This is a genomic window from Paenibacillus sp. EKM211P, from assembly GCF_011066175.1.
Classification (GTDB): domain Bacteria; phylum Bacillota; class Bacilli; order Paenibacillales; family Paenibacillaceae; genus Paenibacillus; species Paenibacillus polymyxa.
This window is the reverse complement of sequence record NZ_JAAMNS010000008.1, coordinates 154,310-174,731: the sequence shown is the minus strand read 5'-3', so window position 1 is coordinate 174,731 and position 20,422 is coordinate 154,310. Positions and strand designations below refer to the sequence as shown.

Below are 20,422 nucleotides of genomic sequence, written 5' to 3'. Positions count from 1 at the left end.
AATAACCCCGAAGCTGCTAGGCTTCGGGGGGGTTAACCGTAATAGATGATTTTCATAGTTTACTGTGCCTTGTAAGCGACCTGGTGGCCATCTTCATAACCTTTGGCAAAGCCTGAATTGAAACCCTCATTGTAAGCAGCATCATATCCCTGCTGGAATGCCTGCGGGTCATGCTCCAATACAACAGGAGCGGGCTGTGGGTTCTCCGCAGAAGGAGCTGCGGCTGGATTAGCTTGAGGTTTTTTCCGCCGCCGCAGAAGAGAACGTCTTCTACGTACTGAATGAAGCCCCCTTTTACGGCGTCTAAGAGCAAGCAGACGTCTTCTTCTCCGTTTTAACCTACGAATGCTAGAACGCCGGGCATCTTTACGTCGTTTGCGCGCTTTGTCTCGAGTAGTGCGTTCCCATCTTGTACTCATTTTCATTCCTCCTTTGCTTTCTCGTCTGGGTTTCATTTTTTTGAACAGGCACATGGAGCCACGGCTTCGTCGGTTTCCCATATACCTGTCTTCTTAAAGGAATACCTGCCAACATTTTCGTGATTTCTCCCTGATAGTTGCTGAGTATACGGATGGTCTCTTCCAGACGGGGAGCCGACATATCCGCATGGGGCGTCAAGTCCGCAAGACTGGTCAGCATCCGGGCAACGGCGTGCTGGCTGGCAGCAATAGACTCCATCATATCCAGCTTAATCTCACGTTCACGCCTCATGCTCATTAGTTCATATCCCCCGAGCCCATGCCTCCCATCATCCCTTCCATTCCGCCACCCTGCTGCTCATCCTGGTCAAGCAATGCTTTGAGATTGCTACATAGTCCAGTCTGAAGCCGGGTTAATCCCTCCAGCATTTCCACCATCTGCTCGTGAATTTCCAAAGGCCGCCCCAGCTGCTCTTCATCGGTGTCAAATGCGTGAGGCGCCAGATGGTTCAGCGTCCAATTACGCATTTTTTCTGCTTCGACCGCCTTGGCCTCCAGGATCATAGACACATTCCGCTGCATCTTGGAGGCTGCGTCCAACATGTGAATCATTGCTTTTTCCCTACTCATGTGTTCACTCCCTACCCTCGATTGTTACACTACTCCTCTTCCGAGTATGCCGTCTCCTTCACGACACGAACGAGCATTTCAGCCATTGCTTCCTGAAGGTCGGCAATACCGTTCAAATAGGCAACAATGCTTTTGTTTACTTGTCCCGAGCTATCAATAATGCCCGGAATTCCATCAAAACGCGGCTCCTCATCCGGCAGTTCATGTATGATCTGTGCCATGCGCACGACCACCTGCCGTTCCGCATCCAACAGCCTAGACATCTGCTGCTGCGAGTGCGAAATATGGATCAGCAAATCATCTAACTCGTTATGCATAAGCCCCTCCTTTATGTGTTCCGCCGCGCGGAACGCACGAAATACCTACGGGCTTTCCGCTACTACAGCGTATGCCGCAGCGAGTAGTCGGTTCCGCCTAAAAAAGCCTATTCGATCATCATAAATGCCCTTGCAACACTGGTGGAGCAATAATAGGCTGCTTCTCCGGCAATGCCGACAATTCTTCGGAGGACAAAAACTGAATTGGATAGTCCTCAGCCCGCCAGCTCATCACAGCGTAGAGGGTAAGGAACGGTCTTTTCCAGCCGTTGCCGATTTGGTACAGTTGCCCACCTTCAGCATACAGTAACTCAATCCACCGTTTGCGTTGAGCCGGGATATGAAGTGTGGGCAACATGGACATGTTCCCCAGCTCAGGAGCCGCCAGCACGGGCAAGGGTTCCTCAGGCGCCACAGCTACAGGGGGGGCGTCAGCGCTGCCGGAGACTGTCGCCTCCGGCTCACCTACCAAGGGAAGCGCCAACAAATCAAGCTGAGACACTCTAACGAGACGCACATGTTTATCTCCCGCATCACTGGCTCCATGCAGCCGCCGTCTACTTCCCGGCTCTATCCGAAATACTGCACCGGAAGGTCCCTGAACAAGCGCTCCGACGGGATAAAAACTTGCTGCTGATAAGTGGGCTTCCTTACTTGATAATCCTTGGCCGTGCGGCTCTGCTGTTCCAAATTCCGGGTCGTGGAACAGCTTATCCGCGTCCCCCCACTTTTGGACAAAAAAGGATCGGTTCCGGCTCCTTTCCTCCGTTGAACCGATGCTTTCGGCCGTTTGAGGAAAACCATAAACCGTATCCCGATCACTTTCTGCAAAATGGATAAACGCATCTCCGGCAATTGCCATACGTATCCCCAACAAGCGTACACGCAGCAGCCAATCTGCATAGGCTTCCTCAATACTGTGGCATCCTTCGTCCCAATATCCCGTCTTTACCAAAGTGTCTCTGCGCAGTAGTAGACAAAATGCGGCCAGGCTTTCATTCTCTCGCCATGCATCCGGGTTGGGAATATTATGGGCCGTGGCAAATGGACGTACTTCATTTTCATTCATATCAGGAACCTCAATCTGCTGTTCTCCGAATGGACCATTCGTTACAGGGCCGACAACTCCCATACGCGAATCGCTGTATAAACAGCCCATCAACCGGTCCAGCCAGCCAGGAGTCACCATCGAGTTTGGGTCCAGTACAACAATAGTTGTACCTTTGGCCATCATCAGTCCCTGATTCAGACTGCCGATCATCTGAACATCCTTTGTTAGCAGCGCATAGCGTACAGCGATGCTTTTACGGAGCAAATAGGTAGGTGTCCCGTCCGTCGAGCCGCAGTCCACTACAATAATTTCGTGAGGATGGCTCGTATTCTCCTCAATATGATGAATGCAAGCACGGAGCTGTTGAAGCTGATTGCAGGACACAATGATAATACTTACGCCTTCAAAAATCTTGCCGAACGAAGCCTGCCCCAACTTCCTGCCTTGCTCCTGGCCCCTGTTATATCCTGACCAATAGCCCTTCTTTCCGAGCCGTTTGCTGTGTTTCCTTTGCGTACTCAGGCGTTTCATGCCGTTCACTCCTCCGGGTGGCATTATGCCTATACTATATGCCTGGCCCGGCTGGATGGTGTTTCATTGAAATCAAGGTAGAAGTCCCTTCATTTTCACTCCAGCTTCCTGAAGGGAATCGAAGGTTCCTGCGTCGCTCCAGTAGCGCCGTAAAATATCATATTCCAGCTTGCCTTCAGCAGCATAACAGTTATTAACATCGGTGATCTCAAGCTCACCACGTGCTGAAGGCGTTATTTCCCGGATCTTATCGAATACGGCAGTATCGTACATATAGATACCCGTAACGCAATATTTGGACTGGGGATGCTGCGGCTTCTCTTCAATCCGCGTAATGCTCTCTGGGCGCTCGGGATCAAACACGGGTACCCCGTAACGACGGGCATCTGCCACCTTTTTCAGCAAGACTCTGGCACTCCCCGGTGGCTGTTGTTTGAAGCGTTCGATGACAGGTCCCAAGTCTTCCTTGAACAAATTATCACCTAATAAAACAGTGAACTTCTCCTCTGACTGCATGTAGCTTCTTGCCAAATCGAGTGCTTCCGCAATGCCGCCCGCTTTTTCTTGAATCCGGTATGTCAATTGGACACCATAATTACTGCCGCTGCCTAAAAAATCAGTGTACAGTCCGGCCGATTGTTTACCAATAATAATGAGCATATCGGTAATCCCCGCTTGTCGCAGCCTTTCAATACCATATACGATCATCGGATACTTGCCGACCGGAAGCAGATGCTTGTTGAGTAATGTAGTCAACGGATGAAGGCGCGACCCGGTTCCTCCTGCGAGAATAACCCCTTTCATATCTTCCTTCCTCCTTCGACAGCATGTTCAGTGCATGGGATTCCCGTTTCGATAAACACTCTGGGATCTACGCTCCATTTTTCTATAAATAATCGATAATTCCGCTCGATCAGCTCTTTGAGCCAGGAAGATTCCGAGCGCGAAAAGCTCGCATTTCCCTGGTGATAGACAAAACAGTCATTGCACATTAGCAGCTTGTAGCCATGCACGCGTGCACGCAGACAATAGTCGTCATCCTCATAATGTCCGGGGCTGAACCGTTCATCCAGCAATCCGATCCGTTCCATCAGCTCACGCCGGAATAACAGGCAAAACCCGACCAACCGCTTGACCTCTTGCCATCTGGAGGGATTACTTGCATTATTCTGCTCCGCATACCTCAGACAGCTGGCCATATCTCCTTCTATTCCGTGAATCTGCTGAATACCGCTGACGTAATTCGTCACCGGTCCCACCAATCCCACTGTGCTTTCACTATGCAAAGCAGCCAACATATTCGATAGCCATCCCCGTGTAACCGTCACATCATTGTTTAAAATGACGAATTGGTCACCCGAAGCCAGACGAATTCCTCTGTTACAAGCTGCCGGAAAGCCCCTGTTTTCAGGAAGACGTATGCTAATTAGCCGCTCAGATGCGCAAAAATCATCCGTCCCGTCATTCGAAGCGTTGTCCACAACAATAATTTCATACGGTGCATCTATGGTATGTGTTCGAATCGCCTCGATACACGGTTTTAATAAATGCAGGCCATTATAAGTCGGAATAATGATGCTCGTCAGACTCATCGTGCATTCCTCCCTTTGGCAACGTCTACCCGTGTTGGAACAGGCCCTAACGGAGAATACCCGGCTACCTGAAACACGGCCGTCAGCGCCTCTGCATGATCGCCGATAATTAATTGCTCCATAGCGTTCCCTTTCCCGACATTGAAGGTCCGCTTGCGGTTTGTTTTAATCACATCGACAGCATGTACGGCTGCCACGATCATGCCATGCAGAATCGCCATCGCATGGGCCTTCGGCGGTACCGCAAGCACGGCTGGCCCAAGTTGATCCAGCACACGCCGAGATAATGCATGCGGTACAGCGGTCAATGAGCTTGCTCCAAGATCCGACCTGCGCAGTACGCGGTTCAGAAACCCTTTGCACCGTGTTACGCTGTCCTGCTGGGTATAAGGCGGCAAATGTCTGCCCAGATCATTAAGCGCCACATCCGTTCCCTGATCCACCGCTTGAAGAAAAGGCAGCAAATCAGACGCTGGGATCGGCAAATCTCCGTCCACGAACAGCACAATATCAGCCTGCGTCAGACGTGCGCCTACCGCACGGCCAACATCATGCCCCAGACGACCCGGTACGTCGACGAGAGTCGCGCCAGGATGACGTTTGGCTACGGCGGAGCGCGTACCATCCGTACAGCCGTTTAATACGACCACGATATCCGCAAGCGGAAGTTTTTCCAGCTCACCCAGTACCCGGTCAATCGTAGTCTCCTCATTACAGACGCTGACCACGGCTGCTGCGGTCCCCTGCAATACAATATCACTGGAGGCTTCACGTTCCTCAGTCAGATGGACTTCGGGCATTTCTTTTGCCCGAGGTGAGAGTTTTCTCACCCTGCGGCTATGCATCGAAGCCGTCGTTTCTCGTTTTCGCTGTATACGTCTTAGCCCCCAGCCCGGGTCTTCACGCTTTCTTCTACGATATACTCTAGTCACGTTTTCACCTCGTCTCTGATCCGTTTGCGCTCCAAATCTGTATATCCCGCACGTGCTCCCAGACGTGATGTAAGCCAGGCAATAGCATCCAGGTGATCCTGGACAATTACATCTGCCAGCGGGTCCTTGCCGTTCTGTTTTTTACGTGTTGCGTTCATTTTACCGACAGCTATTCCATGTACAGTCACCACTCGCAACCCGGAGACGATGGACATCACTTGAAATAGGGGAGGTTTCTCCAAGGACTTTAGACCTATTTCCTTTAAAGCCTTTTGACTTATGGCGTGTGGAATACCAGTCATAGAGGCTCCCCCTAAATCAGCACGATTCGACAAGATATTCAATACATGCTTTGCCTCAACTACAGGATGTATGGGCGTGCGATTCACAGGTCCATGGTAATCATTCAGCACCACATCCGCTCCTGCACTTACGGCCTGTATAAATGGCCGAAGTCTGACGCAGGGAATGACGATATCACCATCCAGAAAAAGCAGGATCTGTCCGGATGCCGCTTCCGCTCCAATACGACGGCCAACATCATGTCCGAGCGGTTCCGGGAAGGAAAGTACACGAGCCCCCGCCGCCGCAGCCACCTTCGCCGTTCTATCGTGTGATCCGTTCTCAACGACGATAACCTCTGTATGTGGATGGACATGGCGCGCTTCGCGAATCACAGCTCCGATTGTTCTTTGCTCATTCATGGCCGGAATAATGACAGATACGATAATCTTTCCCGCTGATGATGGTTCAGATGGCCGCGCTTCGCCGATTTGTGCCCCTCTCTCCGTTTCGAGTACATCGCTCTTGTCAGAGACTATCGGCTTCTTATCCATGTTCGGCATTCGGTACGGCAGCCACATCTTAGAATGATAATAAGCCCTAGAATGCCGCCTCCGATTAATCTTGAATCCAGCTCTTCCACGCTTTTTCATGCTCCCGTCTCACCTCCCTTGCTGCTGTATAGATGAACAGCATGATTAGGACAGTTCAACATAACCTATGCGGTCCAAAAGCCGTGTGTAACGGCAAGCGTGGAGTCTTTTCGACACAGCAATTTTCGACTTTATTTTACAAAACTTATTATTCCTATTAAATAAATGAGTTTTTAGGGTCTAAAGAATCATTTTGGATAAATTTGTTACATAGATCTTCTCGTCCGTCATTCTCTGTGCTAATATCAGAGCCAGATGATGGGAGTTCGAAAAATCAACTTTTGTTTTTTTTGCATAAGGCAACTTTTTTCCATTATCCGCTTTTATTCCACTATCTTTTTATACGACAGGAAGGGAGGAGTTTGTTACCTTTTTAGGCTACTTGCTTCAAATGCAGTACCCTCTTTTCACGCACGCTTCATGAAAAACACTTCGGTATTTCTCTTCATGTTCCATTCTTCTATTCCAGACGACAACACGACCTACATAAATGGCGTAATGCCTTATTCAAAGCAGGATAATTCGTCCTGACATTAATCGAGGAGAGTGAATTTTTATGAAAAAAGTATGGTTTTCGCTTCTTGGAGGAGCTATGTTATTAGGGTCTGTGGCGTCTGGTGCATCTGCGGAGAGTTCCGTTTCGGGACCAGCACAGCTTACACCGACCTTCCACGCCGAGCAATGGAAAGCTCCTTCCTCGGTATCAGGGGACGACATTGTATGGAGCTATTTGAATCGACAAAAGAAATCGTTACTGGGTGTGGATAGCTCCAGTGTACGTGAACAATTCCGAATCGTTGATCGCACAAGCGACAAGTCCGGTGTGAGCCATTATCGACTGAAGCAGTATGTAAACGGGATTCCCGTATATGGAGCTGAGCAAACTATTCATGTGGGCAAATCTGGTGAAGTCACCTCTTACTTAGGAGCGGTGATTAATGAGGATCAGCAGGAAGAAGCTACGCAAGGTACAACTCCAAAAATCAGCGCTTCTGAAGCGGTTTACACCGCATATAAAGAAGCAGCTGCACGGATTGAAGCCCTCCCTACCTCCGACGATACTATTTCTAAAGACGCTGAGGAGCCAAGCAGTGTAAGTAAAGATACTTACGCCGAAGCAGCTAACAACGACAAAACGCTTTCTATTGATAAGGACGAGCTGAGTCTTGATAAGGCATCTGTCCTGAAAGATAGCAAAATTGTAGCAGTGGAGGCCGAAAAAAGTTCCATTGCCAAAATCGCTAATCTACAGCCTGAAGTAGATCCTAAAGCAGAACTCTACTACTACCCTAAAGGGGATGACCTGCTGCTAGTTTATGTGACAGAAGTTAATGTTTTAGAACCTGCCCCACTGCGTACCCGCTACATTATTGATGCCAATGACGGCAGCATCGTATTCCAGTATGACATCATTAATGAAGCGACAGGCACAGGTAAAGGTGTGCTTGGTGATTCCAAATCGTTCACTACTACCGCTTCCGGCAGTAGCTACCAGTTAAAAGATACCACACGCGGTAACGGTATCGTGACTTACACGGCCTCCAACCGCCAAAGCATCCCAGGCACCCTTTTGACAGATGCTGATAATGTATGGAATGATCCAGCCGGTGTGGATGCCCATGCGTATGCTGCCAAAACCTATGATTACTATAAATCCAAATTTGGACGCAACAGCATTGACGGACGTGGTCTGCAACTCCGTTCGACAGTCCATTACGGCAGCCGCTACAACAACGCTTTCTGGAACGGCTCCCAAATGACTTATGGAGATGGAGACGGTAGCACATTTATCGCCTTCAGCGGGGACCCCGATGTAGTAGGGCATGAACTTACACATGGTGTCACAGAGTATACTTCGAATTTGGAATATTACGGAGAGTCCGGCGCATTGAATGAGGCTTTCTCGGACGTTATCGGTAATGACATTCAACGCAAAAACTGGCTTGTAGGCGATGATATTTACACGCCAAACATTGCGGGCGATGCCCTTCGCTCAATGTCCAATCCTACTCTGTACGATCAACCAGATCACTATTCTAACCTGTATAAAGGCAGCTCCGATAACGGCGGCGTTCATACAAACAGCGGTATTATCAATAAAGCCTACTACTTGTTGGCACAAGGCGGTACTTTCCATGGCGTTACTGTAAATGGAATTGGCCGCGATGCTGCGGTGCAAATTTATTATAGTGCCTTTACGAACTACCTGACTTCTTCTTCCGACTTCTCCAACGCACGTGCTGCTGTGATCCAAGCCGCAAAAGATCTGTACGGGGCGAACTCAGCAGAAGCAACTGCAGCTGCTAAGTCTTTTGACGCTGTAGGCGTAAACTAAATCATATACACGATCCTCCTCATTTTTTCGTCCATAGACCTTTGCCATTGTGCAACTGTCACTTGGCTCTGCCCATACCATGGACGAAAAATAGGGGTGCAGTGTACAAGTCTGCACCCCTTCCCCCCTTATTTATGGCGCCCCCTCAAAGGGGCGTCCTTTTCTCTTATAAAAGTAATCCTGTATCTCTTGCTTTTTGCACAGCTTCTTCTCGATTGTTGACTCCCAGCTTGTCATAGAGAGTGGAGGCGTAATTTCTTACTGTCCCGTTGGATAGGTAAAGTTTCTCAGAAATTGTTTTATAACGGTTTCCTTGAGATAAAAGATTCAAAACCTCTAGTTCACGTTTCGTTAAGCCATACTCTTCTCCATCTGACCTCGGTCCGACTGACTCTTCATCATCATTTCCGTCCCACATTCTATGGAACAAATCTTGGTTAATTACCGTGCCTCCCCGATAGACGAGGCGAATCGTTTCAGCCAGTTCACGCGATTCTATGGATTTCAGCAAATAGCCGTCAGCGCCGCTTCGCATGATTTCCTTCGCCCTCTCTGTATCCTGAAACGTTGACAGGATAAGGACGCGAATGTCAGGCCATGTCTCCTTGATTATTTGGGTTGCACGAATCCCATCCTGATTGGGCATCTCCAAATCCATTAATATTAAATCCGGATTCAGGCTTCTGCACAATTCCACAGCCTGTTCCCCATCTTCGGCCACCCCCACCACCTCTAGGTCCTCCTGTCCGTCCAAGATGGTATGGAGACTGTCTCGGATAAACGAATGATCATCGACGATACACAAGCGGATTCGTTCATCGGACAATTGTACCAGTCTGGGTAACACGCATGAAATGAACGTCCCTTCGCCTTTTTCGGAGTATACAGTGACTCTTCCTTGTAACTGTGTCGCACGTTCTTTCATTGCAGTTAATCCGAAGCCATCCTTCCACTCCTCCACTCCGCCGCCATTATCCTGCACATCCAATCTCGTCTGTTGCGGTTCAAAATGCAGTGACACAATGATTTCAGTGGATTGTCCATGGCGCACGGCATTAGTCAGCGATTCCTGCAAGCACCGATAAAGCGTTATTTTTGCTTGTTTGGAGACTATGTACTCTTCCCCTATTATTCGAGTGCGTACATTTACTTTTGCATGTTTCTGGAACTCCTCTGCTAATTGTTGCAAAGTAACAGTCAAGGGAAGCGATTCTTGTGGTGAATCTATTTGATGCAAATAGGCTCTCACTTCCTCCATACTGTTACGGGCTAATTGCAATAATGAGTCAATTTTCTGCTCTCCATCTTTTGTTGCTAATTCCGTACGCAATATTTCCAACCCCATAATGATCGAGGTATAGGAATGCCCCATCGTATCATGCAAATCTTTGGAAAGTCTGTCGCGCTCCTCTAACAAAGTAATCTGCTCAATCTGAGATAGGTACTGTTCCAGCACAAGCTTCTGATTGCGTATAATTTCATTTTGGCGGTAATTAGAAACTAGTAAGTGGAAGGAAAATCCTATCGCAAAAGCCAGACCGATTTGTGGGATAATCGCCCATAGATCTGTTCCTGGGGAAAATATTGCAACGAGCAACGGAAACAAAACAACCGTGATAGAACTCGACCAACGGAATGATTTATGAGCACTATTTGCCGCGATCATGAAAGTTGGCATTAAAAATGCAAGATATGCCGCCGGAAATAATAAGGTTAAGTAAAAGCACACTCCGCCAAACAAAACCATCTCAGTAAGCAGATAGTAGCGATAACTGAACATTAAACAAATCCAAGGTATTGAAAATGCGGCAATTTCCCAAAGAACGATGATCCAAAGGGGCACAGTTAAATGGTCTTGGTGTTGGATCGTAGTTATCATCAATGAGAACCAGATGACAAAACGTATACAAAGCAATAACCAGTCATACCAGAGCCATTGTTTCCAGGCTGTAAACAAATTATCACTCCTTAATAGCTTTGAACATGAAACGCGTGTACATTCCAACGATTTGAACTAGGCTCTTTCCAATGCGGGTATTGATCCAGACGAGAATACACCCAGCGATCATGACACTTATAGCCTTTTCCCATGAATCCACAGCGAATCCCAATAAGTATAGCTCAAGATGTTGAAAAAGTATCGGTGTAACGATAAATACGAGCGGAGCTATGTACAATATAACGGCACATATGAGGCTAATCACCCCAATAAAAAATTTCTGCATAAGCCAAAAAACGGCCCTCCAATTGCTACTACTAAGAATTGCTTCTCTCGCTTTCATCCATTTATCCCTTCCACTGTTTGTCCTTGTCAGGATTGGCTCTATTGATATGTCCGTATAAACCTTCGTCTGAATGCGTTCATATTGGACAAACGTGTGAGTTGTTCGCAACACACGCGCCAACAAGGGAATACCCACGAAGATAACCGTCATCGCTAACGCAAATGTAATGCTGGCCAAATAGAAGCAAAAATAAAACAGTCCAGATCCGAAGGTAAACAACAAAAAGTAGAAATCTTGCAACCTTTTTCGAGCTGATTCTTTCGTCATTTGATTCTCTCCTACTCTTTATTTTATTTGCTAATACGTTATGATTGCCCTTCAAATCCTAACTTGTTGTCTGTCACATACGGTAGTGTCAAAGTGTCATGATTTGTAGGTCATGACTATAAAACAAGCCGTACTACGCTCTATTTTTGATGTCATGCATTAGAAGACGAAAGATCACTAGCTACTATGACTTGCCGCTTGCTACACTCGGTTCATACACGGGTGAGTCGACAACTCGGTGTGCTGACAAGAACATTGCAATAAAAAAGGAGAGTTCGAAAATGAAAAAAGCAATAAATAAAGCAAGCCTTGCACTGCTACTCATTTCTACCAGCATGATCTCTGCTTGTTCCCAACAATCACTAGAAGTTGGAGAATTAAAACCATCGACATCTACGGCCAATATTCAAATGACGAAAGCTCCCAATAATGCAAAAGAAGTAGAATCTTTTGCTAATCCGTTATTCGCGGAAAAAATGAAGAAGTACAATGTGAACGGTTCAAGTTTTGTCGTGGTCCATGATGGAAAAGTCGTCGTCAATAAAGGGTACGGTTATGCAGATAAAGAGAAGAAGATTCCAGTCAATAAGGACACGGTCTTCCAAATCGCTTCAGTCTCGAAAACTTTTACCGCCTTGGCCGTGATGCAACAAGTCGATAAAGGAAAGCTTAAACTAGATCAAGATGTACAACGGTATCTCGGTGGATTGAAAATACCCAATAAAACAGGAAAAGCCCTCACCTTGTTTGATATGTTGACCTATACCAGCGGCGTAGATTATCCCGATATCACCACGATAACCGGACCCGAATACGTTAATCGAAATATATCTATGAAGGCGTTTATTCCTAAACATATGCCGACAGTGGTACGATCGCCCGGTGAAGCTTATACGTATGACAACTTCTCATTTTTACTCGCAGGATATGCGGTAGAGAATGTTACGGGCATACCTTTCTCACGATATATGGAAAAGAATATTTTTAAACCCTTAGGCATGAAGTCTACCAGTGTGCGCTTTACGCCTGACCTTCTCAAGAGAATGGCTACACATTACAGTCCCACTGGTGATCCTCATCCAACATATGGGCACGCTCCAACTGATGGACCACAAGGAAGCATTTTGTCTACTGGAGAAGACATGTCAAAGTACATGATTATGCAGCTACAGAATGGAAAGTTTGGAGGTAAACAAATCGTAAGTAAAAAAAGCATAGATATGATGCATGCCTACCAAGTTTTCGCAGATAAGACGATTCCTATTGCGACAGTTGGATTTGAGACATATTTCAACGACTTTGCCAACGGTCAACATGTAGTTTTAAAAGGCGGAAACATGCCGGGACATTCTTCATTGATGGTTTTGGTGCCTGAACAAAAAACCGCATTTTTCATGTCCTACAATAATGATTCCATGATGAGTCTAGATGTGTACGATGCGTTCATGGATCATTACTTCCCTCGAACTATCACTGTGAAGAAACCAACGTACCACCAGTTAGCGGAAAAAGAAGCGCAAAAATACGTCGGTATGTATCAAAATACACGTGTATTCGCGATTCGTACTCACTTTTCCTATGAGAATGGGGCGTTGGTCATGGAAGATGAAACTGCGGGAAAGCAAGTACTCAAAATGATTCACCCATTGTTGTTTGAAGATGCAGAAGGAAACAAGCTCGCTTTCCAGAAAAACAAAGCTGGAGAAATCGCGTATTTTTATTACACCAGTCCTAAAGGTCTAGGCGTTGTAGCTCAATCTCAGAAAATCAATCTCAAACCGCCTTTTGCAGATGTCCCGCAAAAGAGTAACTATAGAAGCCATATAGACAATCTTCATGCTTTAAACATCATGAATGCTAAAACAGGTAATCTATTTAACCCGAAGGGCACGATGACACAAGGGGAATTTGCTGACGCCTTGTTGCTCGCACATGGAGGTTATATTTTCCCAGACGAAATCGAAAAAATCAAGAAGCAACTCAAAGTAGGCATACCAAAATATGATCGCGCAACTCCGATTACCAGACAAGTCGCAGCAACCATGATTCAAAACTTGAAGCAGATTCAACCTGACCAAGCCACTCAGGTGAAATTGCTCGACGCTGCAGATGCCTGGGCGGTCCAGTCCATTCAAGCCCTTGCCTCACAGGGAATCGTAGATCCGGATACCATCATCAATACTGATGGCTCCTTTACCTTCCGTCCAAAGAATTTATTGCTGCGTCAAGAAGCGAGCGCCTTGCTTGATTTGGCTTTTGGCTATCATGCTTTGCCTATTAAACAGAAGTAAAAAATGCCTTCACCAATTATCTGACGTCCCTTCTAACTTCTCCACGCGTTGCCGCCTCCACCCTTATGTATAAGGCGTCCCATTATGGGACGCCTTGTTTCATTATGAAGTTGATTTGCAACTTACATTCTGGCCTTTTACTAGTGTCCCATTGCAATCCAATGAACCCATCCCTCACATGTCGAACCCGATTGTCTGCGTTCCACTGTAAGCACTGCCGAATACCTCTGTCGCTGGGTAACAGATACAGTTATTCCTGGTAAGCTCGCATTGGCGGTGATTGCATATTGCGTATCTATAAAAGGCTTCTCAAACACAACGTTCACTTTGCTTGTAACTTCTTGTGCAGGAAGATAAAAAGAAGTGCTACCAAATTGAGGTGAAGTCACTTCACTGTCAGTAGTCCCGTCATCGGTCACTGAGCCATCATGAATGGCATTCCGACCTAATTCTTTTTCAGTCTGAGAAGCTAGATGGTTTTCTTGCTCTAGCAAGCGCATTCGCTGCTTTGGACGCTGTCTCCCTTCCGCAATGTGAATACTGGTTATGGAACAATCCAATAACGAATCTTGCTCGGTCTGACCTCCCGTCTTCATAGATGCCATGTCGTGTTCCGTTCCGCATTCGGTATCTGAATCAGGCACAGACAACAGCAGCACAGATGCTCGATTCATCTGCATCGCTTCCTCTAGCGTTTTGGGAAGCTTATGCTTTTTCCATGCCGCTTCCTCTACAGCTTGAAGCGAGGTACTCTTCTCTACGGGGACAGGTATACTTGCCGTTCCACGCTGAGTGGGTCTGTGACTGCCAGCGCCAGCAGGCGAAACCGTTTTCTCCTTGTTTACACGGGGAGAGGGGACAGTATTGGAATGGTTACGCCGTGCTATTTTTTTATCCTTAGGGTTATGGTTCGTGCGATGGTTCATGATGACCGCTCCTTTGACACAGGAGTGAAACAGCGGTCGCTCCGCTTCATTCACCCAGGTGGGAATCATGGCCTAATGCCTATGCGATAGCCTATGCACGTAACCACGACCACGTCACTCAATTGCACAGTCTGTTACAATTTGAGCCCAGCGTTCTGCAGAGTGCTGCCATAAAAATTGGCTTCGCACCTCACCCAGCCCGGCTTCTCCCATCCGTTGCCGTAAGTCAGGCTGCTGGAGCAACCTGATGATGGCGTCGGCCATTTCCTGCTCGCCGTGTGACGGATAAACCAACCAGCCTGTCTTGCCGTGTTGTATAACCTCCGGAATACCACCGATTCGTGAGGCTACCACAGGCACGCCTGCCGCCATGGCTTCCAGATTGACCAGCCCGAAGGCTTCAGCTTCTACTGAAGGAACAACCGCCACATCGGCTAACTGATATAACGAGGCCAATGCCGGATGCGGCACATAACCCAGGAAGTGCACATGCCTCGCCAACCTTAGTTTACGTATCTGCCGATGCAATGCTGCGGTGTATGGCGTGAGGCGGTCGTGACCGTAATAGGCACTCCCTGCTATAAGCAGCAGCACGTCTGGACAGGTATGGACGATACGCCGCAGAGCCTTTAGCAGCCGATGAACTCCCTTTCCTGGCATCAGTCTGCCTGCATATAACACGATTCGGCGGCCTGACCAGCCGAAATCGTACAATCGTGCCGACCTAATCGCTTCTGCTGCAGGAGTCCACCGTGGCAGGAAATCGCCAGGATGAATACCCAGCTTGTTGATGACGATGCGTTCTCTGACCGCATCGGGACTGTCAGAAGCCACAACAGCCCCTAAATACGCACTGTTCACAATAATACGATCCATCGGCAACAGCAGCCTACCCATGTCCTTCCGTTTGAGGTGAGGCTCCCGGATGAACGTGGTGGAATGCAAAGTCAGCACAATTTTGCTATCGGGCAAAGCCTCGCGAATAGCATAAGCAACTGCGGGGCGGTTGTGTACATCTATAACCGCAGGTAACCATCTTTTCAAATCAGCAATTACCTCGGGAATATAACCCGCTCCCCGCGTATAGCGCATACAAGGAATTCCGTCAACATCGCCGTGATCCGGTGTTTCTGCCCCTCTTATGCCATAGATCTGTGCCTGAAGCTTATGGCTAGCCAGTGGTACCATACGAGCAATTACCCGCTCCACTGAACTGCTGCGGGGCGAAGGTATAACAAAAGAGCCCGGTGTAATGACTGCTACCTTCAGTCTCTGCATCACCTCACCTACTTTCCTCACCTTATTCCTTCACCCTTCAACACTCATCTTGTATCATATCGTTCCCTGCTCTGAAAGGTGCCTGACTTACTACTTTGGGCATACCGCAAGGCTAGCGTCCATGCCTGGCCGACCTTTGATACATATGATGGACTAGAACCATAGTATGATTAGTTGGAATGACGATAAGGAGGGCGGACATACTCATGTTGCATGTCGGCGTCATGCTCAACCCGGCAACTTATCGGGGCATTCCCGTCATGAAGACGCGATATGAATCCATCGCCAATTACGAAGAGGCCGGATTAAGCCACGAGCTAATCCCCTGCTTTCTTCGTCTGGAAGATATTCATATATCGTCCGGAACATGCCGGGCTTTTGTTAAAAACGGTAACGAGTATCGGCAGATGACTCTTCCGTTGCCGCCAGTCATCCACAATCGGACTCTCTATCGGCAAAATGAAAATGCCCGCGATATCAACAGGCTGGTACACAAGGGATTCTATATTTTTAATGAACAAAACCGTTTCGGCAAAGACCATATACATGCAATTCTACAGGAAGACCCTCTGCTACATTCCCACCTGCCCAAAACATTGCAAGGCAACCTGTCTTCCATCCGTACCTTGATGGAGCAAACCGGGGATGTTGTAATTAAACCCAGTAGCGGCAGCGTGGGTAGAGGAATTATGCGGCTGAGGCATTCCAGCGGAAGCTGGACATTGCAATGTGCTCATCCAACGATACCTGGGCGTTGGTCCACACTACGGTTGAATGTCGGAGAACTCCCTTTATTTCTGCATAAGCGACTGATGCGTGTACCTCATATCATTCAGGAAACCATTCCGCTTGCTTTATGCGATAATCGTCCATTTGATATCCGTGTGACCGTTCAGCGCGGATATGGCGGAATCTGGGGCGTGACAGGCATGTTTGCCAAAATTGCTCCATCCCACACTTTCGTCTCGAATGTAGCCCAGGGCGGTACGGCCCGTTCCCTACCAGAGGTGTTATCACGAACAGAGACAGTTCAAAACTCAAACATAGCCCGGCTGATGAATGAGCTAGAGAGACTCTCATTGCAAATCGTCCACCGATTGGCACAACACCTACCCCGTCTCGCCGATGTCGGACTGGATCTGGGAATTACCCATGAAGGCAAGATTATTTTTATCGAATGCAACGGTCGTGATCAGCGCTATGGCTTTAGCCAGGCAGGCATGAGTAATGTCTGGAAAGAAACATATGCTCAGCCGATGGCTTACGCTCGTTGGCTTCTCGAACGAATGTCTTCGTCAGGCATCGAACGTTCACCTGGCCGTCCCCTGTATTGATTTACGTCACATTCTGTGTCAATATAGTTCAGAGCGGCCGGACAGGTTCCGGCCAAGACGGCTCGGAAATGAACAAGGGGGATCTGTAATGGCAAAACAGTGGCTGCGGCTTATGACGGAGCTATCATCGCGCAAGTGGGTGTGCCGGATTGTGGGCTCCTTCGCGCAAAGCGGTGCAAGCCGACTTTTTATCCCCACCTTTATACGTACGTACCAGATCCAGACGCATGAGGCGGAACAGGATTGGAAAGAATACCGCTCCCTGAACGCCTATTTTACACGCACATTAAAAGCGGGCATGCGCCCGATTGATACGAACGCCGAGGTGATGACCAGTCCGGTGGATGCACGGATTACGTTTACCGGCCCAATTACGTCTGGTACTCTTTTGAATGTCAAGGGGCAAGACTATACGCTGGAAGAGCTTCTTAACCGCTCTCCGCGTCTTGAGAAGTACACACACGGCTATGCTTTTGTGCTCTATCTCAGCCCGGCAGAATACCATCGCATTCATGCACCGGTATCCGGTACACTGGTAGAAAAGGAACATCTGCGTGGCAAAGTATACCCAGTGAATGACTTTGGCTTGCAGCATATGAGAGGAGTTCTTAGCCGCAATGAGCGACAAATTACGTACATGGCCCACGAATATGGTGAGGTGGCGGTCGTCAAGGTTGGCGCAATGAATGTGAGCAGCATCAAATATACGGATGAACAAGCGACTTCCTGGACAAAAGGTGACGATCTCGCCTATTTCGAATTTGGCTCAACCGTAGTTTTGCTGACTGAAAACGGCACATTTGAGCCAGACCCCGCATTGAAGCTTGGGGACGTGGTGAAAATGGGACAACGTCTTGGTAGCTTTCGACACGATCCTAAAGCATAAATGAAGGATTGTAACAAAAAAATAGCTGCACATTTGAGCATGGGGATCGAATGATTCAAATGACTCATACGAAAAAGGACCCAGCGTAACTGCTTCGGTCCTTTTTGATTTATCCTTTATATTCGTCATGCGTTAATAGCCTTATCGAATCTCAGACGGACTTTTTCCTGTATACTGCTTGAATTGACGGCTGAAAAAAAAGATGTCGCGGTACCCCAAAGCCTCCGCCACCTCAGTTACATTCATTCCGGCATGTAGCAGTAGGTGCTGCGCGCGCTCAATCCGCATGCTGATTATATGGGATTGCACGGAAACACCTAGCAGCTCCTTGAATTTTATCGAAAAATAACGCGGTGACAGCCCTGCACGTGCTGCCAAATCTTCGACTCGATGAGGAAGTCCCGGATGCTGGCGCACGTAGTTGGCCGTTTCTCGAATGACCTCGGTGAGCTGGTTACTGGCCTGTTGCTCCTGCGGTTCCTTCCGATCTGCACGCAGCAGATGAATCATCAGTTGCTTCAGGATCAGCCGGCCCTCCTCATCAGCCCCATAGGCACGCTCCAGACGCAGACGGACATATCTGGCAAGCATATGCTCCACCTCGAACGTTTCCTCCAGCATGCGGTAGCTGGCTGGAATTTGCTTGGGTTGTTCGGTGAGATCAAAATGAATATAAGTAAGTATGAGCGGCTTTTGCGGATTATGTGTGGCACGGGTATCGTCTCCCGGCTTGAACAAAAAACAACTGCCCTTGCTCACCGGATAGGCTTCCCCATTTAATACAACCGTTCCTTCTCCACTCCATACATAAAATAAATCATAGTTTGGCATCGGCTTCTCGCGTACCTGCCATTTCCAGCCCGGCTCGCACACAATTTTGGCAAAGGCCGGCAGCAGGATAAACGATGACGCAGATGTATCCAGCAAAATCTGTACCTCCTTTGGTTCATCTCTGGTTGTCCTGTTATCCCGTTATTTTATAATATAAGCGCAGCGCCACGATTAAGCAAAAAATACGCTCTTATGGCCCCTAATGCTTGTGCGTGACGCTTACCGTCTGTAATGCTATAATATGTAATCAAAATGACTTGGAAGGATGAAACGGGAATGAATCCACTGGCAGCGCAGTTAAATCAAAACATTCAGACAGGCAACGAGCATGTATATCAAATGCTTTCTCTTTTAGGTAAAGAGATTTATTTTCCAAAAGAAGGTATTTTGAGTCAATCCGCCGAGGCAGGGAAACTTGCCAAAAAGTATAATGCTACGATCGGAATTGCTACTGAAGGCAATGGTCCTATGCATTTGGAGGTTATTCAGGAGAAGCTGTCCGCTTACAGTCCCAAGGATTTGTATCCTTACGCTCCCCCTGCGGGCAAGCCTGAACTTCGTAGCGTATGGCGTGACAAAATGCTGAAAGAAAATCCTTCGCTGGCTGGAAAAGGCTACGGCCTTCCTGTAGTTACCAACGCGCTGACCCACGGTTTGAGCATCGTTGCCGACCTGTTTACGGATGAAGGAGATGCTGTCATTTATCCAGATAAAAACTGGGAGAACTATGAACTAACTTTCGGTATTCGCCGTCATGGACGTTTGGTGAATTTCCCGTTGTTCACAGAGGATCACCGTTTTAATAGTGAGGGACTACGCGAGGCGCTACTGGCGCAGAAAGAATACGGCAAAGCGATCGTTGTACTGAACTTCCCGAACAACCCGACAGGCTATACACCAGGCCTTGAAGAAGGTAAAGCAATTGTCGCTGCCATTCAGGAAGCGGCGGAAGCAGGCATCAATGTCGTAGTTGTGACAGATGACGCTTATTTTGGCCTGTTCTTCGAGGACTCTCTGCATGAATCACTATTCGGTCAGCTAGCCGGGCTTCATCCGAGAATTTTACCAGTCAAAATTGACGGAGCTACCAAAGAAGAATTCGTTTGGGGCTTCCGTGTCGGATTTATTACCTTTGCTTCGGAGCATCAGGATGTACTGAGCGCACTGGAACAAAAAACACTAGGGATTATCCGGGCAACGATTTCGAGCGGTCCTCACCCATCTCAAACCTTCGTACTGGATGCTCTCAAATCACCAGAATTTGAACAACAGAAGAATGAAAAGTTCCAAATTATGAAGGGGCGGGCTAATAAAGTCAAAGCGTTGCTCGATAGCGGAAAATACGGGGATGTATGGAGCTACTATCCTTTCAATTCAGGCTATTTTATGTGTCTCAAGCTGAACGGCTTGTCTGCTGAACGACTGCGCACACATTTGCTGGAACAATATGGGGTAGGCACGATTGCACTGGGTGAATACGATCTTCGTATCGCGTTCTCATGTATCGAAGAGGAGTATCTGGAAGACCTATATGACATTGTGTATCGTGGTGCACAAGATTTGTTGAACGCCTAATCTGTCT

19 protein-coding genes are annotated in these 20,422 nt (G+C 47.8%); 5 read left to right on the top strand and 14 right to left on the bottom strand.

Translation table 11 applies throughout. From position 1 onward, the window contains the following. Positions 1 to 59: 59 nt before the first annotated feature. The 9 genes from G9G57_RS14135 to G9G57_RS14095 form a co-directional block, all read right to left on the bottom strand. The gene (locus tag G9G57_RS14135) at positions 60 to 419 is read right to left on the bottom strand and encodes a hypothetical protein (RefSeq protein ID WP_049789276.1); all 360 of its coding nucleotides are present in this window, start codon (positions 417 to 419) and stop codon (positions 60 to 62) included. Then, on the bottom strand, positions 367 to 717 hold the full coding sequence (locus tag G9G57_RS14130; protein ID WP_019688498.1) for a hypothetical protein: 351 nt from the start codon (positions 715 to 717) through the stop codon (positions 367 to 369). The genes G9G57_RS14135 and G9G57_RS14130 overlap by 53 nt, the downstream gene beginning before the upstream one ends. Beyond that, complete coding sequence (locus tag G9G57_RS14125) at positions 717 to 1,049, bottom strand: hypothetical protein (protein ID WP_013372833.1); 333 nt, start codon at positions 1,047 to 1,049, stop codon at positions 717 to 719. Before G9G57_RS14125 ends, G9G57_RS14130 begins: the two co-directional genes overlap by 1 nt. A gap of 29 nt (positions 1,050 to 1,078) precedes the next feature. After that, complete coding sequence (locus G9G57_RS14120; RefSeq protein WP_016820069.1) at positions 1,079 to 1,366, bottom strand: hypothetical protein; 288 nt, start codon at positions 1,364 to 1,366, stop codon at positions 1,079 to 1,081. A gap of 118 nt (positions 1,367 to 1,484) precedes the next feature. Then, the gene (locus G9G57_RS14115) at positions 1,485 to 2,948 is read right to left on the bottom strand and encodes a glycosyltransferase family 2 protein (RefSeq protein WP_016820068.1); all 1,464 of its coding nucleotides are present in this window, start codon (positions 2,946 to 2,948) and stop codon (positions 1,485 to 1,487) included. A 72-nt stretch (positions 2,949 to 3,020) separates the two neighbouring features. Continuing rightward, positions 3,021 to 3,752, bottom strand: coding sequence for a sugar phosphate nucleotidyltransferase (locus G9G57_RS14110; RefSeq protein ID WP_016820067.1), 732 nt, complete (start codon positions 3,750 to 3,752; stop codon positions 3,021 to 3,023). Next, positions 3,749 to 4,540, bottom strand: a complete 792-nt coding sequence (locus tag G9G57_RS14105) for a glycosyltransferase family 2 protein (RefSeq protein ID WP_016820066.1) — start codon at positions 4,538 to 4,540, stop codon at positions 3,749 to 3,751. Before G9G57_RS14105 ends, G9G57_RS14110 begins: the two co-directional genes overlap by 4 nt. Continuing rightward, the gene (locus G9G57_RS14100; protein ID WP_016820065.1) at positions 4,537 to 5,472 is read right to left on the bottom strand and encodes a glycosyltransferase family 2 protein; all 936 of its coding nucleotides are present in this window, start codon (positions 5,470 to 5,472) and stop codon (positions 4,537 to 4,539) included. Before G9G57_RS14100 ends, G9G57_RS14105 begins: the two co-directional genes overlap by 4 nt. Beyond that, entirely contained in the window at positions 5,469 to 6,407 is a 939-nt protein-coding gene (locus G9G57_RS14095; protein ID WP_016820064.1) for a glycosyltransferase family 2 protein, read from the bottom strand. Before G9G57_RS14095 ends, G9G57_RS14100 begins: the two co-directional genes overlap by 4 nt. A gap of 556 nt (positions 6,408 to 6,963) precedes the next feature. On the opposite strand from G9G57_RS14095, the gene G9G57_RS14090 reads away from it, so the two are divergent. Further along, complete coding sequence (locus G9G57_RS14090; RefSeq protein WP_019688499.1) at positions 6,964 to 8,742, top strand: M4 family metallopeptidase; 1,779 nt, start codon at positions 6,964 to 6,966, stop codon at positions 8,740 to 8,742. Positions 8,743 to 8,908: 166 nt separating this feature from the next. Here the strand turns inward: G9G57_RS14090 and G9G57_RS14085 are convergent, their stop codons facing one another. Together G9G57_RS14085 and G9G57_RS14080 are read right to left on the bottom strand one after the other, a co-directional pair. Beyond that, positions 8,909 to 10,522, bottom strand: coding sequence for a helix-turn-helix transcriptional regulator (locus G9G57_RS14085; protein ID WP_238799291.1), 1,614 nt, complete (start codon positions 10,520 to 10,522; stop codon positions 8,909 to 8,911). Between the two features lie 181 nt (positions 10,523 to 10,703). Continuing rightward, a complete protein-coding gene (locus tag G9G57_RS14080) occupies positions 10,704 to 11,294 on the bottom strand; it encodes a sensor domain-containing protein (RefSeq protein ID WP_164965097.1) in 591 nt (196 codons plus the stop codon). Positions 11,295 to 11,575: 281 nt separating this feature from the next. Between G9G57_RS14080 and G9G57_RS14075 the strand changes: the two genes are divergently transcribed. Continuing rightward, a complete protein-coding gene (locus tag G9G57_RS14075; protein WP_025365734.1) occupies positions 11,576 to 13,585 on the top strand; it encodes a serine hydrolase in 2,010 nt (669 codons plus the stop codon). Between the two features lie 140 nt (positions 13,586 to 13,725). Here the strand turns inward: G9G57_RS14075 and G9G57_RS14070 are convergent, their stop codons facing one another. Then, positions 13,726 to 14,511, bottom strand: a complete 786-nt coding sequence (locus G9G57_RS14070; protein WP_225164805.1) for a WIAG-tail domain — start codon at positions 14,509 to 14,511, stop codon at positions 13,726 to 13,728. 114 nt (positions 14,512 to 14,625) lie between these two features. Next, positions 14,626 to 15,789, bottom strand: coding sequence for a glycosyltransferase family 4 protein (locus G9G57_RS14065; protein WP_164965104.1), 1,164 nt, complete (start codon positions 15,787 to 15,789; stop codon positions 14,626 to 14,628). Between the two features lie 206 nt (positions 15,790 to 15,995). Between G9G57_RS14065 and G9G57_RS14060 the strand changes: the two genes are divergently transcribed. Together G9G57_RS14060 and asd are read left to right on the top strand one after the other, a co-directional pair. Next, the gene (locus G9G57_RS14060; protein ID WP_019688504.1) at positions 15,996 to 17,123 is read left to right on the top strand and encodes a YheC/YheD family endospore coat-associated protein; all 1,128 of its coding nucleotides are present in this window, start codon (positions 15,996 to 15,998) and stop codon (positions 17,121 to 17,123) included. An 88-nt stretch (positions 17,124 to 17,211) separates the two neighbouring features. Continuing rightward, the gene (gene asd, locus G9G57_RS14055; protein ID WP_019688505.1) at positions 17,212 to 18,009 is read left to right on the top strand and encodes an archaetidylserine decarboxylase; all 798 of its coding nucleotides are present in this window, start codon (positions 17,212 to 17,214) and stop codon (positions 18,007 to 18,009) included. 141 nt (positions 18,010 to 18,150) lie between these two features. Here the strand turns inward: asd and G9G57_RS14050 are convergent, their stop codons facing one another. Then, complete coding sequence (locus G9G57_RS14050; RefSeq protein ID WP_016820055.1) at positions 18,151 to 18,936, bottom strand: helix-turn-helix domain-containing protein; 786 nt, start codon at positions 18,934 to 18,936, stop codon at positions 18,151 to 18,153. Positions 18,937 to 19,116: 180 nt separating this feature from the next. Between G9G57_RS14050 and G9G57_RS14045 the strand changes: the two genes are divergently transcribed. Continuing rightward, on the top strand, positions 19,117 to 20,415 hold the full coding sequence (locus G9G57_RS14045; protein WP_016820054.1) for an aminotransferase class I/II-fold pyridoxal phosphate-dependent enzyme: 1,299 nt from the start codon (positions 19,117 to 19,119) through the stop codon (positions 20,413 to 20,415). The last annotated feature ends 7 nt before the right edge of the window (positions 20,416 to 20,422 follow it).

Excerpts from the sequence above, each read along its gene's own strand:
- G9G57_RS14135 (WP_049789276.1), bottom strand. The coding sequence starts at position 419 with ATGAGTACAAGATGGGAACGCACTACTCGAGACAAAGCGCGCAAACGA.
- G9G57_RS14130 (WP_019688498.1), bottom strand. The coding sequence starts at position 717 with ATGAGCATGAGGCGTGAACGTGAGATTAAGCTGGATATGATGGAGTCT.
- G9G57_RS14125 (WP_013372833.1), bottom strand. The coding sequence starts at position 1,049 with ATGAGTAGGGAAAAAGCAATGATTCACATGTTGGACGCAGCCTCCAAG.
- G9G57_RS14120 (WP_016820069.1), bottom strand. The coding sequence starts at position 1,366 with ATGCATAACGAGTTAGATGATTTGCTGATCCATATTTCGCACTCGCAG.
- G9G57_RS14115 (WP_016820068.1), bottom strand. The coding sequence starts at position 2,948 with ATGAAACGCCTGAGTACGCAAAGGAAACACAGCAAACGGCTCGGAAAG.
- G9G57_RS14110 (WP_016820067.1), bottom strand. The coding sequence starts at position 3,752 with ATGAAAGGGGTTATTCTCGCAGGAGGAACCGGGTCGCGCCTTCATCCG.
- G9G57_RS14105 (WP_016820066.1), bottom strand. The coding sequence starts at position 4,540 with ATGAGTCTGACGAGCATCATTATTCCGACTTATAATGGCCTGCATTTA.
- G9G57_RS14095 (WP_016820064.1), bottom strand. The coding sequence starts at position 6,407 with ATGAAAAAGCGTGGAAGAGCTGGATTCAAGATTAATCGGAGGCGGCAT.
- G9G57_RS14090 (WP_019688499.1), top strand. The coding sequence starts at position 6,964 with ATGAAAAAAGTATGGTTTTCGCTTCTTGGAGGAGCTATGTTATTAGGG.
- G9G57_RS14085 (WP_238799291.1), bottom strand. The coding sequence starts at position 10,522 with ATGTTCAGTTATCGCTACTATCTGCTTACTGAGATGGTTTTGTTTGGC.
- G9G57_RS14080 (WP_164965097.1), bottom strand. The coding sequence starts at position 11,294 with ATGACGAAAGAATCAGCTCGAAAAAGGTTGCAAGATTTCTACTTTTTG.
- G9G57_RS14075 (WP_025365734.1), top strand. The coding sequence starts at position 11,576 with ATGAAAAAAGCAATAAATAAAGCAAGCCTTGCACTGCTACTCATTTCT.
- G9G57_RS14070 (WP_225164805.1), bottom strand. The coding sequence starts at position 14,511 with ATGAACCATCGCACGAACCATAACCCTAAGGATAAAAAAATAGCACGG.
- G9G57_RS14065 (WP_164965104.1), bottom strand. The coding sequence starts at position 15,789 with ATGCAGAGACTGAAGGTAGCAGTCATTACACCGGGCTCTTTTGTTATA.
- G9G57_RS14060 (WP_019688504.1), top strand. The coding sequence starts at position 15,996 with ATGTTGCATGTCGGCGTCATGCTCAACCCGGCAACTTATCGGGGCATT.
- asd (WP_019688505.1), top strand. The coding sequence starts at position 17,212 with ATGGCAAAACAGTGGCTGCGGCTTATGACGGAGCTATCATCGCGCAAG.
- G9G57_RS14045 (WP_016820054.1), top strand. The coding sequence starts at position 19,117 with ATGAATCCACTGGCAGCGCAGTTAAATCAAAACATTCAGACAGGCAAC.